Consider the following 13,886-nt stretch of genomic DNA (forward strand, 5'->3'; position numbering starts at 1 on the left):
GTGATTATTAACAAACCGGCCGGTTCACGCGATCCGGTCGATGACCAGGGGCAGCGCGGGCGCGGTGCCGCCTGCCTCGATGTCGAAGGCGCCGTCCAGGGCCTCCAGCGCGCGGCCGAACCTGGCCTCGTCGTCGGCGTGCAGCGTCAGCAGCGGGCGGCCCGCCTCGACCGGCTCGCCCGGCTTGGCATGGCAGATCACGCCCGCGCCGAACGAGACCGGGTCCTCCTTGCGGGCCCGCCCGGCGCCGAGACGCCACGCCGCGACGCCCACCCCGTAGGCGTCCAGCCGGGTCAGCACGCCCGAGGACGGTGCGGTGACCACGTGGGTCTCGCGGGCGGCCGGCAGCGGCGCGTCCGGGTCGCCGCCCTGCGCGGTGATCATGCGGCGCCAGGCGTCCATGGCGGAGCCGTCCTTCAGCGCGTCGGCCGGGTCCCGCCCGGAGACCCCCGCGGCGGCGAGCATCTCCCGCGCCAGCGTCAGGGTCAGCTCGACCACGTCGGACGGGCCTCCCCCGGCGAGCACCTCCACCGACTCGGCCACCTCGACGGCGTTGCCGACCGCGTTGCCGAGCGGGCGGTCCATCGCGGTCAGCAGGGCGACCGTGCGCAGCCCGTGGTCGGCACCGATCGCGACCATCGTCTCGGCCAGCTCACGGGCCCGGTCCGCCGTCTTCATGAACGCGCCCGAGCCGACCTTGACGTCCAGCACCAGCGCGCCCGTGCCCTCGGCGATCTTCTTCGACATGATCGAGGAGGCGATCAGCGGGATCGACTCCACCGTGCCGGTCACGTCCCGCAGCGCGTAGAGCTTGCGGTCGGCGGGCGCGAGGCCGCCACCCGCCGCGCAGACGACCGCGCCCGCGTCCCGCAGCACGTCCAGCATCTCGGCGTTCGACAGCGACGCCCGCCAGCCCGGGATCGACTCCAGCTTGTCCAGCGTCCCGCCGGTGTGCCCGAGGCCGCGCCCCGACAGCTGCGGGACGGCCGCGCCGCACGCCGCCACCAGCGGCGCCAGCGGCAGGGTGATCTTGTCACCGACCCCGCCGGTGGAGTGCTTGTCGGTGGTCGGGCGGTCCAGCGCCGACCACTCCATCCGCTCACCGGACCGGATCATGGCCTCGGTCCACCGGGCCACCTCCGCCCGCGACATGCCGTTCAGCAGGATCGCCATCGCCAGCGCCGACATCTGCTCTTCGGCGATCACGCCCCGCGTGTAGGCGTCGACCGCCCAGTCGATCTGCTCGGGGGTCAGCGTCCCGCCGTCCCGCTTGGCGCGGATGACATCGGTGGCGTCCACGGAATCCTCTCAGAAGGTGAAGCAGAGCCGGCCGGGGTCCGCCGGCCGGCGTTTGTGGGTCAGACCCGGTCCACGAGATCGTCGGGACCGAACGCGTCCGGCAGGACGTCCGACATGGGCAGGATGCCGCGCGTCGTCTCCAGAAGCATCGGGGCGCCACCGTGCTCCCACAGCAACTGCCGGCAGCGCCCGCACGGCATCAGCGGATTCCCGTGCCGGTCGACCACCGCCATGGCGACCAGCCGGGGCCGCTCGGACTTGCCGGGCCCGTGCAGCGCCGAAACGACCGCGCACTCCGCGCACAGCCCGACGCCGTACGAGGCGTTCTCCACATTGCACCCGGTGATCACCCGGCCGTCGTCCACCAACGCGGCGGCCCCGACCGGAAACCCGGAGTACGGGCAGTAGGCACGTTCCATGGCCTCCCGCGCCGCAGCGCGCAGACCCGCCCAGTCGATATCCATGGGAGTTATCGTGCCTCACCGCGCCGGTAGCGGATCCCGTTGGCGGCGGGCATGCGGAGGCGCTGGCTGGCCAGGGCCAGGACGAGCAGCGTCGTCAGGTGCGGCGTGAAGGAGACCAGCTCGCCGGGGACGATGTCGCTCAGCAGGAACCACGTGAGCAGCGCGGCGGCCGTGACCAGGGACAGCGCGGAGCCGACGACGGCGCCGCGCATGTCGCGGCGGTGCGCCGCGTCCAGCGCCGCCTGCGGGAGCAGGCGGTTCGCGCGCACGCCCTGCCAGACCGCGACGCCGATCAGCAGGATCGCCACGAACAGCAGCAGCGCGTGCGCCGACTGGCCGCCGCCGCGCACGTTCATCGCGTCGGTGTAGCCGAACAGCAGCGAGCCCGCGGCGAGGCCGCCCGGACGCCAGTTGCCGAAGATCATGGCGGCGAGGCCGATGAACCCGCGGCCGTTGGTCTGGCCGTCCTGGTAGATCGGCGCGGCGACGGTGACGAGGAACGCGCCCGCCAGGCCCGCGAAACCGCCCGAGATCATCACGGCCGCGTACTTCATCCGGTAGACCTGCACGCCGAGCGACTCGGCCGCGTACGCGTCCTCGCCGCACGAGCGGATCCGCAGCCCGAACGCCGTCCGCCACAGCACGAAGAAGCTGGCCGGGAGGAGCAGCAGCGCCACGAGCGTCAGCAGCGACATGTCGCTGGTGAGGCCGCGGACGATCCCCGCGAGGTCCGACACCAGGAACCAGTGGTGCCGCTCCAGCGAGCCGAGCCAGTCGGGGCTCTGCCAGCCGCCGATCTTGCCTCCGGACAGCACCGGCAGCGTCAGCGTCGGGATCGGATCGACGGGCGGCGACTGCCGGGGGCCGCCGCCGAGCGCCTTCGCCTCCCCCTTGTCGAAGATCAGCCCGGCGAGGAACTGGGTGAGCCCCAGCCCGAGGATGTTGATCGCGACGCCGGACACGATGTGGTCGACGCCGAACGAGACGGTCGCGATCGCGTGCAGCAGCCCGCCGAGCGCCCCGCCGATGATCCCGGCGAGGACGCCGATCCACGGGCCCCACTGGAAGCCGGCCCAGGCCCCCGTCCAGGTGCCGAGGATCATCATGCCCTCGAGGCCGATGTTGATCACACCGGAGCGTTCCGACCACAGCCCGCCGAGCCCGGCGAGGAAGATCGGCACGGCGAGGCGCAGCGCGGCGCTGACCGTCCCGCTGGAGGTCACCGGGTCGGCGTCGTCGATGACCCGGACCAGCGACAGCAGCACCAGCAGGCCGGACGCGATGAGCAGGTAGTGCGGCCAGCGCAGCCGGCGGCCGCCGCCCGCGGCCTTCCGGGCGGGGGCCGTCTCGGTGGCGGAGCTCATGAGGCACTCCCAGCGGCCTCGCGGGCCAGGTCGTGGCCGGTGGCCAGCTCGGCGGCGACGGCCCGCTGCTGGAGCCGGATCTCCCAGCGCCGGACGAGCTCGTACACGATGACGACGGTCAGCACGACCACGCCCTGCATGACCCCGACGATCTCCTTCGGGACGTCGACCTCCTGGAGGACGTCGGAGGTCTGGTCGAGGAACGCGAACAGCAGCGCGGCGAGCGCGATGCCGACCGGATGGTTGCGGCCGAGCAGCGCGACCGTGATGCCGGTGAAGCCGAGCCCGGCCGGGAAGTTCAGCGAGTACTCGTAGGACGCGCCGAGCAGCTCCGGCATGCCGATCAGGCCCGCCACCACGCCCGACGCGACCATCGTGTAGACGATCATGCGGCGGGCGTTGACGCCGCTGGCCTGCGCGGCCGACGGCGAAAGCCCCGACACCTTCAGGTCGAACCCGAACCTGGTGTGGTTGATGACGACCCAGAACACGACGCCGACCAGGATCGCCAGCGGCAGCAGCCCGTACACGTCGCCCGGCAGGTCGATGCCGATCGAGGACAGCAGGCCGTTCAGGCCGCCGACCCGTCCCGACTCGGGGATCTGCGGCGTGGCGACGTTGTTGCTGCCCGGCCGCACCTCGGCGAGCCGCTTGTCGTTCAGCAGGTAGGCGATCAGGCCGGTCGCGATCGCGTTCAGCATGATCGTGGACAGCACCTCGCTGACCCCGCGGGTCACCTTCAGCAGGCCCGCGATCGCCGCCCACAGCCCGCCGACCACCATCGCCGCGGCGATCGTCAGCATCTGGCCGAGCGGCGCGGGCAGCGTCAGCGCGCCGCCGAGCGCGGCGGCGAGGAACGCGGCCATCCGGTACTGGCCGTCCACGCCGATGTTCAGCAGCGCCATCCGGAACCCGATCGCCACGGCCACGGCCGACAGGTAGTAGCGGGTGGCGCGGTTGACGATGTCGACGATCGAGTTGTCGGTGGTGCCGTAGTCGATCATGCTCTGGATCGAGCTGACCGGGTCGGCGCCGGTGACCCGCAGCAGGATCATCGTGATGCCGAGGGAGATCAGCAGCGCCAGCACCGGCGCGCCGATCTTCAGTCCGAGGCCCCGCGGGCCGAGGCCCCGCAGCATCGCCTTCCAAGACGGCACCGTCTCCGGCTCCACCGGTCCGGACGCCTTCGCAGGCCGCTTCCCGGGATCGGGGCCCTCGCCCGGACGGGGCGCGGGGACGCCGGCAGGGGGCTTCGCGCCCGCGGGCTCGCCGCCCGCCGGTCCACCGCCGCCCGCGGGCTCCTCGCCCGCCGGGTCCAGGTCCTTGCGCTCGTCGCTCATGCGGGCGCTCCGGCGCCGGTCATGGCGGAGCCGAGCTCCTCGGGGGTGACGGTCCGCGGATCGACCTCCGCGACCAGCCGTCCCCGCAGGATCACGTGCAGGGTGTCGGACATACCGATGAGTTCCTCAAGATCGGCGCTGATCAGCAGGACGGCCAGCCCGTCCGCGCGGGCCTGCCGCAGGTACTCCCAGATGGCGGCCTGGGCGCCGACGTCGATGCCGCGCGTCGGATGCGCCGCGATCAGCAGCCGCGGGTCGCCGGACATCTCCCGCCCGACGATGAGCTTCTGCTGGTTGCCGCCCGACAGCGCGGCGGCGGGCACGTCGATCCCCGGCGTCCGCACGTCGTAGGCCTGGACGATCCGGGTGGTGTCGCGGCGGGCGCCGCGCCGGTCGATCCACGGGCCGCGCACGTTCGGGCGCTGGGTCTGGTGGCCCAGCATGCGGTTCTCCCAGAGCGTCCCCTCCAGGACGAGCCCGTGGCGGTGCCGGTCCTCGGGGATGTAGGCGATGCCGGCCTCGCGGCGCCGCCGCGTCGTCCACGAGGTGACGTCCTCGCCGCCGTAGCCGATGGTCCCGGCGTCGGCCCCGCGGATCCCCATGATCGCTTCGATGAGCTCGGTCTGCCCGTTGCCCTCGACGCCGGCCAGCCCGACGATCTCGCCGCGGCGGATGCGCAGCGACACGCCGTCCACCACGGGACGGCCCTCGGGGGTCAGCACGGTGAGCCCGGCCACGTCCAGCTGGACGTCCTCGGTGACGGTGGACTCGCGCAGCTCCGGGGTGGGCAGCTTGGACCCGACCATCAGCTCGGCCAGGCGCCGGGACGTCACCTCACGCGGGTCGAGCCGGGTCGCGACCGTCGTGCCGCGCCGGATCACCGAGATCGTGTCGGCGACGGTCAGCACCTCGTCCAGCTTGTGGGAGATGAACAGGACGGTCAGGCCCTCGGCGCGCAGCTCGCGCAGGTTGCCGAACAGCTCCTCGACCTCCTGCGGGACGAGCACCGCGGTCGGCTCGTCCAGGATGAGCACCCGGGCGCCGCGGTAGAGCACCTTGAGGATCTCCACGCGCTGCCGCTCGCCGACGCCGAGCGTCTCGACCAGCACGTCGGGGTCGACGCGCAGCCCGTACGCCTGGGACATCTCCTTGATCTTGGCGCGCGCGGCGGCGAAGTCGATCCGGCCGCGCCGCCGGCCCCGGACGCGGGGCTCGGCGCCGAGGATCACGTTCTCCAGGACGGTGAGGTTGTCGGCCAGCTTGAAGTGCTGGTGCACCATGCCGATGCCGCGGGCGATCGCGTCGGCCGGCGTCCGGAAGGCCGCCTGCTCGCCGTCGACCTCGACGGTGCCCTCGTCCGGCCGCTGCATCCCGTAGAGGATCTTCATCAGCGTGGACTTGCCGGCGCCGTTCTCACCGCAGAGCGCGTGCACCTCGCCGCGCTCGATGGTGAGGTTGATGTCGCGGTTGGCCACCACTCCGGGGAACCGCTTGGTGATCGATGTCAGCCGCACGGCCGGCACCTGGTCAGGCACGAGTGCCCCTCCTCCTGCCTAGAACGTGAGAGAGGACGCGGCCGGGGCGCGGGAGCGGGCTCCCGTGCCCCGGCCGCGGCGTCAGGCCTTCGTCGGAACGGTGATCTTGCCGCTGACGATCTCCGCCTTGAGCTCGTCGAGCTTGGCCTTGATGTCGTCGACGTTGCCGCCGGAGGTGGCGTACCCGATGCCGTCGTTGCTCAGGTTGTACTGCGTGGTGCCGGCCTTGAAGGTGCCCTTGGCGACGCTCTCGACGAAGTCGTACACCGCGACGTCCACGTGCTTCTCCATGGACGTCAGGATCTGGGCCTTCACCCCGGCGACCGCGGGCTGGTTGTACTGGTCGGAGTCGACCCCGATCGCCCACTTCTTGGCCGCGCCGACGGTCTTGATGACGCCGATGCCCGCGCCGCCCGCCGCGTGGTAGATCACGTCGGCGTTCTCGTCGAGCTGGCCCTTGGCCGCCTCGTTGCCGAGGCCGGCGTCCTTGAAGCCGTTGAAGTTCGGGGGCAGCGTGAGGTACTTGGCGGGAAGCACCTTGATGCCCGGCTTGGCCTTCTTCGCGCCCGCCTGGTAACCGGCGAAGAACTTGTTGATCAGCGGCACGTTGACGCCGCCGATGAACCCGATCGTGCCGGTCTTGGACTTCATCGCGGCCGCGGCGCCGACCAGGTAGGAGCCCTGCTCCTCGGAGAAGCAGGCGCCGCTGACGTTGGCGCCCTCGACCTTGCACTGGTCGGCGTCGACGACGAGGAACTTGGTGTTCGGGAAGTCCTTGGCGACCTTGTTGATCGAGGCCGTGTAGGCGAAGCCGACGCCGATCACCGGGTTGTAGCCCTTGTTGGCCAGCAGCCGCAGGCGCGACTCCTTGTCGGAGTCCGGCTCGTCCGGCTTGGCGGAGATCTCCTCGGTCTTGACGTCCAGGTCCTTCTTGGCCTTGTCGAGGCCCGCTGCGGCCGAGTCGTTGAAGGACTGGTCGCCGCGGCCGCCGATGTCGAAGGCCAGACCGATCTTGAGGGTCTTCTTGCCGTCGCCGCCGTCGTCACCGCTGTCGGCCTTCTTGCCACCGCACGCGGAAGCGCTGAGCGTCAGCGCCGCACCCGTCACGGTGACGAGCGTAATCTTCAGTCCACGGCGCAAGGTAGCGCTCCTTCCGTCCCACCCACGGTCCGGTGACAGATCCGGTCACCGAAATCGTTGGGACGCTACCTCGCGAATGAGGGCAAACCTCTCGCTTGCACGGTTTCGCAACAGGTCCGTTACCAATGCGTAGGCATATCGCCACAGGTCAGCGCCGCCATGGACGGCGCTGACCGGCATGCGAGACCCTCGCGCGCGGGCGCCCGGGAGGACGGAGGCCGCCGGGCCCGGCGATTACCCCTGGTGATCAAGCCCGGCCGGCGGGAGGAGTCTAGGCCAGCGCGGCGCCCTCGATCGACTCGGCGGCGCCGGGACGGCCGCCGTCCCACAGCGCGGTCAGCGCGGTGGCGCTCAGCACCTTCGTGCCGACGGCGATGCACCGCTCGTCGACGTCGAAGTCGCCGCGGTGCAGGTCGTACTCGCCGGGCGCGCCGGGAGTGCGGACCCCGAGCCGGGCGAGCGCGCCGGGGATCGACTCCAGGTACCAGCCGAAGTCCTCGCCGCCGAGGCTCTGCGGAGTCGGCACGACGCCGTCCTCGTCCATCACCTGGGCGGCGGCGTCCCGGAACATCTGCACGCTGGCCGCCTCGTTCACGGTCGGCGGGACGCCCCGCACGTACTCCAGCGACGCCTCCACGTCGTAGGCGGCGGCGACCGACTGCAGCAGCGCCTTCATCATCTCCGGCGCCCGGTGCCACGCCTCGTCGTCCAGGCAGCGGACGGTGCCCTCGGCGATCCCGTCGTCGGGGATGGCGTTGGCGACGGACCCGGCCGAGACGCGCCCCCACACCAGCGACAGGCTGGAGCGCGGGTCGACGCGCCGCGACAGCGCGGACGGCAGCTCGGTGACGATCTTGGCGAGCGCGTAGACCAGGTCGGCGGTCAGGTGCGGCCGGGCGGTGTGGCCGCCGGGCCCGGTGACCTTCACGTAGACCTTGTCGCAGGCCGCGGTGATCGGGCCGGTGCGCAGCCCGAGCTGGCCGACCTCGATGCGGGGGTCGCAGTGCAGCGCGAACGCGCGGTCGACGCCCGCGATGCCACCGGCGGCCATCACGTCCAGCGCCCCGCCGGGCGTCTCCTCGGCGGGCTGGAACAGCAGCCGGACGCGGCCGGGCAGCAGCCCCGCCTCCGCCTGCTGGGCCAGGAACAGGCCCGCGCCCAGCACCATCGTGGTGTGCACGTCGTGGCCGCACGCGTGCGCGACGCCGGGGACGGTCGACCGGTAGGAGACGCCCTCCTTCTCGTCCTGGAGCGGGAGCGCGTCGATGTCGGCCCGCAGCGCCACGGTCGTGCCGTCGGCGGGGCCGATGTCGCAGAACAGCCCGGTGCCCTTCGGCAGGATCACCGGCTCCAGCCCGGCCGCGCGGAGCCGCTCGGCGAGCCTGCGGGTCGTGCGGTGCTCGGCGTAGCCGAGCTCGGGGTGCATGTGCAGGTCGCGGCGGAAGGCGATCAGCTCCGCCTCGTGCCCGGCGAGGAACGCGTCGAGCTGCGGCTGCAGCGCCGCGCCGCCGAGCACCCCCGGGACCCCGGACACCACCGGGACCCCGGTCGCCGCGGAGGCGCCGGTCGCCGCGGCGGACGCGTCCCGCCGCCGCGCGGCGCCCTCGGCGTCGTGCGGGGCGGGCCCGCCGGGCACCGGCCCGTTCACTCCGGCGGTGCCGGAGACGGCGCCCCGGTCCTCCCGGCCCTCGGGACTCTCGTGTCCCGGGGCGGCGGGTGGTTCAAGGCCGGGCATCACCCCGGGTCCCGGATGTGTCATGTGCGCCCCCTGCGCGATGGCGGAGCCTAGCGGCGCCCGCCGGGTGATGTTCTCGTTGGTGGAAACGGTGCGATTCTCGGGTCTGCTCGCGGGATCGGTGCTCGCGGGCTCGGTGTCCGCGGGGTTCCCGGTGCCGTCCGGCTGCTCAGGCTCCGGCATGTGCGACCTCCCCCAGTGTGACGAACCTGTCCTCCGCGAGCTCGGCGATCGCCGCGTCGACGATGTTCTCCAGCGTCCCGCCGCCGGCGCGGATCGCGCGCTGGCGCTCGTACGGGGCGCCGTGCTCCAGGACCTCGCCGGCGACCTTGAGCTCCTCGGCGCAGCCGAGCCGGTCGGCGACCGGCTCCAGCTCCCGGATCAGCTCGTACAGGTCGTCCCGGAGCGGGGCGGTGCTCCCCGTGTCGTCGGTGATGACGATGGCGTCGAGCCCGTACCTGGTGGCGCGCCACTTGTTGTCGCGCACCACCCAGGCGGCCGGCCGCGGCAGCGTGTACCCGCGGTCCAGCTGCTGCTCGAACAGCGTGACGAGGCTCTGGCACAGAGCGGCGGCCATCCCCACCTCACGCAGGGTGGGAATCCCGTCGAACATCCTGATCTCGACGGTGCCGAAGTCAGGATGCGGCCGGATGTCCCACCAGACCTCCTTGATGCTCCTTATCGTTCCCGAACGCATCAGCGTGTCCATGTAATCCTCGAAGGCCGCCCAGTCGTCTAGCAGGTGGGGCGGCCCGGCCGTGGGCAGCTGGCCGAACACGACCGCCCGGCAGGACGCGAGGCCGGTGTCGCCGCCGCTCCAGAACGGGCTGGACGCGGTGAGCGCGAGGAAGTGCGGAAGGTAGGACGAGAGCGCGTTGACGATCGGGATCGCCTTGGCGCCGTCGGAGATGCCGACGTGGACGTGAACGCCGAACGTCTGGATGCGACGGGCCAGCCACTGCATCTCCTCGACCAGCTTGGCGTAGCGCCCCATCGGCGCCATCACCGCCTCCCGCCAGTCGCTGATCGGATGGGTGCCCGTGCAGGCCAGCGCGAGGCCGAGGTCCGCGGCGGCGGCGCGCAGGTCGGTGAGGGTGCCGGCCAGGTCGGCCTTGGCCTCACCCACGGTGTCGCTGATCCCGGTCACCACCTCGATGGTGGACTCCATCAGCTCGTGCCGGACGCGCGGGTTGTCGCCGTCGTCGCTGAGGGAAGGCAGGGCGGCGAGAACCTCGCGTGCGTCCTGCCGCAGGTGCCTGGTCTCCGCATCGACGAGCTGGATCTCCCACTCGACGCCGAGCGTCGCCCCGTGCGATGCGTTGAAGTCAATGGCCACGGCCAACCTCCGTCCACAATCCTTGCAGGTCGTTGCGTGGCACGTGGCGCAATTCAGCCAGCGGGTCCCTAAGCCTGGACAAACGCCGGTCCAGGTCACGTGTTCGTTCCATGATGGCGTCCGTGCCCGCCCCCTGCCGGGCGTCCATGCCCTTTGCGGATCAATTGACTCATGCGAGCCGTCGGAAGGGGGGCGGACGCCCTACTTTTCGGTCACGATCTTGGCGTCCGCACCGCTAGATCGAACTAGTCAGTCCGTCCAAAATACCGTCAACCCGTCTCAAAATCCCGTCCATGACGGATCGTAACCGATCGACCTCGCCCCATACGTACCGTGACATGACCGATGCTCCCTCCCGTCACGTCCGTCGCCTCCGTCCCGCGCTTGCCGGATTCGCGATCGGGTACCTCTTCGCCGGATAGGTCGCCTAGTCTTCGGGGGGAGTCATGGGCGTTGGGCGCCTGCGCGCCGGGAGCGATCGCGCTCCCACGGGATTGAGGAGCGTCGGGAGCTTGCCAGGACAGCGACGAGGGCCGGCCGGCGTCCGCCGCGCCCTGACGTTGATCACCGTGCCGGTCACGGCCGCCTCGCTCGCGGCCGCCCCCGCGCTCGCCGCCGCACCGGCCGGCGCGGCACGCGCCGGAGCCGCACCGGGCGGGGGCGCGGGCGCCGCGGCGTCGCCCGCCGCGTCGCCGCAGGCGCAGACCGTGGGCGGGCCGGGGCTCGCGAGCCGCGGCGTCGTCGCGGGCACGGCGCCGGGCGTCCCGGCCCCGCCGAAGATCAAGGCGGCCTCGTACCTGATCGCGGACGCCGACACCGGGCAGGTCCTGGCCGCCAAGGACCCGCACGGGCACTACCTGCCCGCCAGCACCCTCAAGACCCTCACCGCGCTGACGCTCGTCCCCAAGCTGGACCCGAACCGGCTCGTCCGGCCGTCCCAGAAGGCGTGCGACACCGAGGGCACCAAGGTCGGGCTGACCCCGAAGATGCAGTACAAGGTCTCCGACCTGTTCCACGCGCTGCTGATGATGTCGGCCAACGACGCGGCGGTGACGCTGGCGGAGGCCGACGGCGGGATGCGCAGGACCCTCGCCGACATGAACGCCGAGGCCAGGCGGATCAACGCGCGCGACACCCTCGCCGGGTCCCCGAACGGGCTGGACAAGGACCTCGGGCTGAACGTCCGGACGCAGCACACCTCGGCCTACGACCTCGCGCTCATCCTGCGCGAGGGGATGAAGAACCCCGAGTACCGCGCCTACATGCAGGCGATCGACTTCCAGTTCCCGGCGCCCCCGACCAAGAAGGAGCGCAAGAAGGGCAAGAAGGTCGGCGGGTACCCGATCCACACCCACAACCACATGCTCCCGGGCGAGCGGCTGGCCTACCCCGGGATGCTCGGCGGCAAGAACGGCTACACGATCGCCGCCCAGCAGACCTTCGTCGCCCAGGCGCGCCGCGGCGGGCACACGATCGTGATCTCGCTGATGCGGGCGGACATGCCGCCGTCGGCGTACGCGGCCAAGCTGCTGAACTGGGGCTTCGCCGCCCGCGGGAAGGTGCAGCCGGTGGGCACGCTCGTCCCGCCCGGCGACATCGAGCAGACCCGCAAGGACGGCCGCTCGGGCGTGCTGCCCGACGCGCCGCTCGCCTCCGACGACTCGTCCCGCATGTGGCTGCTCGTCGGCGGCGGCGCCGTGGGCGCCCTGCTCGCGATCGCGGTGCTGTTCGTGGTGCTGCGCCGCAGGCGGCGGCTGGAGGCGGCCCGGTCCCGCGCCGGCCGGTAAAGCTTCCCCCACCCCTTCCCACGGGCCTGGCACCCCCGCGTCCGGCGGGCTTACGCTCGCGGTGACGCCGGTGATCACGTCACCGCCGGGGGACGGCGGAACGGCGCCGCGGGGAGGAACTGCGCCATGTCCGACTTGTATGTCCCCATGCCCGGCGCGCCCGCCCTCACGGCGGAGCCGCCGCCGACGTACGAGCATCCGAACGTGACGCTGCTGAAGGACGGCTACACGGCCTTCGCCAAGGGCGACATGGACCTCATCCGCGCGCTGCTCGCCGACGACGTCGTGCACAGCGTCCCCGGACGCGGGCCCGTCTGCGGCGAGTACCGGACGCCCGAGGAGGTCCTCGGCTTCTACGTCCGGCTGTTCGAGCTGTCCGGCGGGACGTTCCACACCGAGCCCTACTCGGTCATGGCCAACGACGAGTACGGCGCCGCCCTCGTCCAGACCTGCGCCGAGCGCCCCGGCCGGATCCTCGACGGCCGCGCCGTCGACCTGTTCCGCTTCCGCGACGGAAAGATCACCGAGATCCGCACCCTGGCCGAGGACCAGTACGCCAGCGACGCCTTCTGGGCCTGACCCGGTCCCGCCCCCGCCTCCCGACCGGACCGGCTTCCCGGGCTCCACCGGCCTCCGGCTCCACGGCCGGCTCGCCGACTTCGCTCGGCTTGCCGGTCAGGCCGGTCTTCCGGTTTCGAGTGGCTTCTCGCCTTCCATCGGCTTCCCGGGCTCTACGGGGTTCTCGTCTTCCGCCCCGTTCCCGGCCGCCACCGGTTTCTCGTGGCGGCCTGGCGTTCGACGGCGGCCCGGGGCCTCGTCCCGGGCCCGGTCATCGTTCTCGGCCGGCTTCTCGTGCCTGCCGGGCCTCTCGCCGGCGCGTTCCTGGAGCGCCTCGACCTCCGCGCTGTCGGCGCTGTTCTCCGGGTTGGCGGCGTCCGCGGTGAGGACGACGCGGCGCGTCGCCGTCCAGGCGGCGACGAACAGGGCGAACCGGGTCGCGATGTTGATCCAGACCATCAGCCCGACCAGCACCGCGAACGTGCCGTAGACGGGGTTCTGCGTCGTCCGCCCGATCAGGAACGCCGCGATCTGCTTGAGGATCTCGAAGCCGACCGCGCCGAAAAGCGCCCCCCGGATGATCCGGCGCCAGGGCGCCCGGGTACCCGACAGCCGGGTGAACAGCGCCAGGAAGACCACGGTGTCGAAGAAGATCGCGCAGGCGAGCGACAGCAGCCGCAGCCCGGTTCCGGCGCCGGGGACGTGGTCCATGCCGAGCCAGCCGAGGACGGTGTGGGTGGCGGACGTCGTGACCGTCGTGACCGCCATGCCGCAGACCAGGATGAGGCCGAGGAACGCGAGCACGCCGCCGTCCCAGAGGCGCTTCAGGAAGAAGTTGCCGCCGCCGCCCGGCTCGTTGCCCCAGATGTCGCGCAGGGACTCGCGCAGCACCTGCACCCAGCCGATCCCGGTGACCAGCAGCGCGACGAGGCCGAGGACCCCGACGGCGGTCTTGGACTGGGCGATCTGCTCGACGTCCAGCTGACCCGCGAGCCCCGGCAGCTGCGAGCTGATCGCCCGGACGAAGTAGGCGCGGGCCTCGTCGCTGACCCCGACGAGGTAGCCGAGCAGCGCGTACGCCAGCGCCATCAGCGGGAAGAACGACAGGAACGCGTAGCTGGTGAGGGCGGCGGCGAGCCGGTCGCCGCGGCGCTCCTGGTACCGCTCCAACGCGCGCACCTGGTGGTCGAACCACCGCGACCGCTCCCGGGAGCGCCGCAGCAGCGCCTTCCCGTCACCGAGCAGGGACTCGCTCCGCCGCCGCACCCCGCCGATCACCTGCCGCATGCACGCAACGTACCCAACCCGGGCCACTCGATGCCGCAGAC

11 protein-coding genes are annotated in these 13,886 nt (G+C 72.2%); 2 read left to right on the forward strand and 9 right to left on the reverse strand.

Features of this window, described 5'->3' with window-relative positions:
* Nucleotides 1-24 precede the first annotated feature (24 nt).
* The 8 genes from BKA00_RS23230 to BKA00_RS23265 form a co-directional block, all read right to left on the reverse strand.
* Nucleotides 25-1,299 carry a thymidine phosphorylase gene (locus tag BKA00_RS23230; protein ID WP_185028245.1) on the reverse strand — a complete coding sequence of 425 codons (1,275 nt, stop codon included), beginning with the start codon at nt 1,297-1,299 and terminating at the stop codon, nt 25-27.
* Between the two features lie 59 nt (nt 1,300-1,358).
* Nucleotides 1,359-1,763, reverse strand: coding sequence for a cytidine deaminase (locus BKA00_RS23235; RefSeq protein ID WP_185028247.1), 405 nt, complete (start codon nt 1,761-1,763; stop codon nt 1,359-1,361).
* Nucleotides 1,764-1,768: 5 nt separating this feature from the next.
* A complete protein-coding gene (locus BKA00_RS23240; protein WP_185028249.1) occupies nt 1,769-3,127 on the reverse strand; it encodes an ABC transporter permease in 1,359 nt (452 codons plus the stop codon).
* A complete protein-coding gene (locus BKA00_RS23245; RefSeq protein ID WP_230298907.1) occupies nt 3,124-4,467 on the reverse strand; it encodes an ABC transporter permease in 1,344 nt (447 codons plus the stop codon). The genes BKA00_RS23240 and BKA00_RS23245 overlap by 4 nt, the downstream gene beginning before the upstream one ends.
* Nucleotides 4,464-6,002, reverse strand: coding sequence for an ABC transporter ATP-binding protein (locus BKA00_RS23250; RefSeq protein WP_185028251.1), 1,539 nt, complete (start codon nt 6,000-6,002; stop codon nt 4,464-4,466). The genes BKA00_RS23245 and BKA00_RS23250 overlap by 4 nt, the downstream gene beginning before the upstream one ends.
* An 81-nt stretch (nt 6,003-6,083) precedes the next feature.
* Nucleotides 6,084-7,142 carry a BMP family lipoprotein gene (locus BKA00_RS23255; RefSeq protein WP_185028253.1) on the reverse strand — a complete coding sequence of 353 codons (1,059 nt, stop codon included), beginning with the start codon at nt 7,140-7,142 and terminating at the stop codon, nt 6,084-6,086.
* Between the two features lie 271 nt (nt 7,143-7,413).
* Nucleotides 7,414-8,658, reverse strand: coding sequence for an amidohydrolase (locus BKA00_RS23260; RefSeq protein ID WP_185034668.1), 1,245 nt, complete (start codon nt 8,656-8,658; stop codon nt 7,414-7,416).
* A 388-nt stretch (nt 8,659-9,046) separates the two neighbouring features.
* Entirely contained in the window at nt 9,047-10,213 is a 1,167-nt protein-coding gene (locus tag BKA00_RS23265; protein WP_185028255.1) for a glutamate--cysteine ligase, read from the reverse strand.
* Between the two features lie 512 nt (nt 10,214-10,725).
* On the opposite strand from BKA00_RS23265, the gene BKA00_RS23270 reads away from it, so the two are divergent.
* Nucleotides 10,726-12,000 carry a D-alanyl-D-alanine carboxypeptidase family protein gene (locus BKA00_RS23270; protein WP_230298909.1) on the forward strand — a complete coding sequence of 425 codons (1,275 nt, stop codon included), beginning with the start codon at nt 10,726-10,728 and terminating at the stop codon, nt 11,998-12,000.
* A gap of 126 nt (nt 12,001-12,126) precedes the next feature.
* Complete coding sequence (locus BKA00_RS23275; protein WP_185028257.1) at nt 12,127-12,579, forward strand: nuclear transport factor 2 family protein; 453 nt, start codon at nt 12,127-12,129, stop codon at nt 12,577-12,579.
* A 96-nt stretch (nt 12,580-12,675) separates the two neighbouring features.
* Here the strand turns inward: BKA00_RS23275 and BKA00_RS23280 are convergent, their stop codons facing one another.
* Nucleotides 12,676-13,845, reverse strand: coding sequence for a YihY/virulence factor BrkB family protein (locus BKA00_RS23280; protein ID WP_185028259.1), 1,170 nt, complete (start codon nt 13,843-13,845; stop codon nt 12,676-12,678).
* Between the last annotated feature and the right edge of the window lie 41 nt (nt 13,846-13,886).

Source organism: Actinomadura coerulea (assembly GCF_014208105.1).
In the GTDB taxonomy this organism is placed as follows: domain Bacteria; phylum Actinomycetota; class Actinomycetes; order Streptosporangiales; family Streptosporangiaceae; genus Spirillospora; species Spirillospora coerulea.

Coding starts and splice junctions, on each gene's coding strand:
- BKA00_RS23235 (WP_185028247.1), bottom strand. CDS start 1,763: ATGGATATCGACTGGGCGGGTCTGCGCGCTGCGGCGCGGGAGGCCATG.
- BKA00_RS23240 (WP_185028249.1), bottom strand. CDS start 3,127: ATGAGCTCCGCCACCGAGACGGCCCCCGCCCGGAAGGCCGCGGGCGGC.
- BKA00_RS23275 (WP_185028257.1), top strand. CDS start 12,127: ATGTCCGACTTGTATGTCCCCATGCCCGGCGCGCCCGCCCTCACGGCG.
- BKA00_RS23245 (WP_230298907.1), bottom strand. CDS start 4,467: ATGAGCGACGAGCGCAAGGACCTGGACCCGGCGGGCGAGGAGCCCGCG.
- BKA00_RS23280 (WP_185028259.1), bottom strand. CDS start 13,845: ATGCGGCAGGTGATCGGCGGGGTGCGGCGGCGGAGCGAGTCCCTGCTC.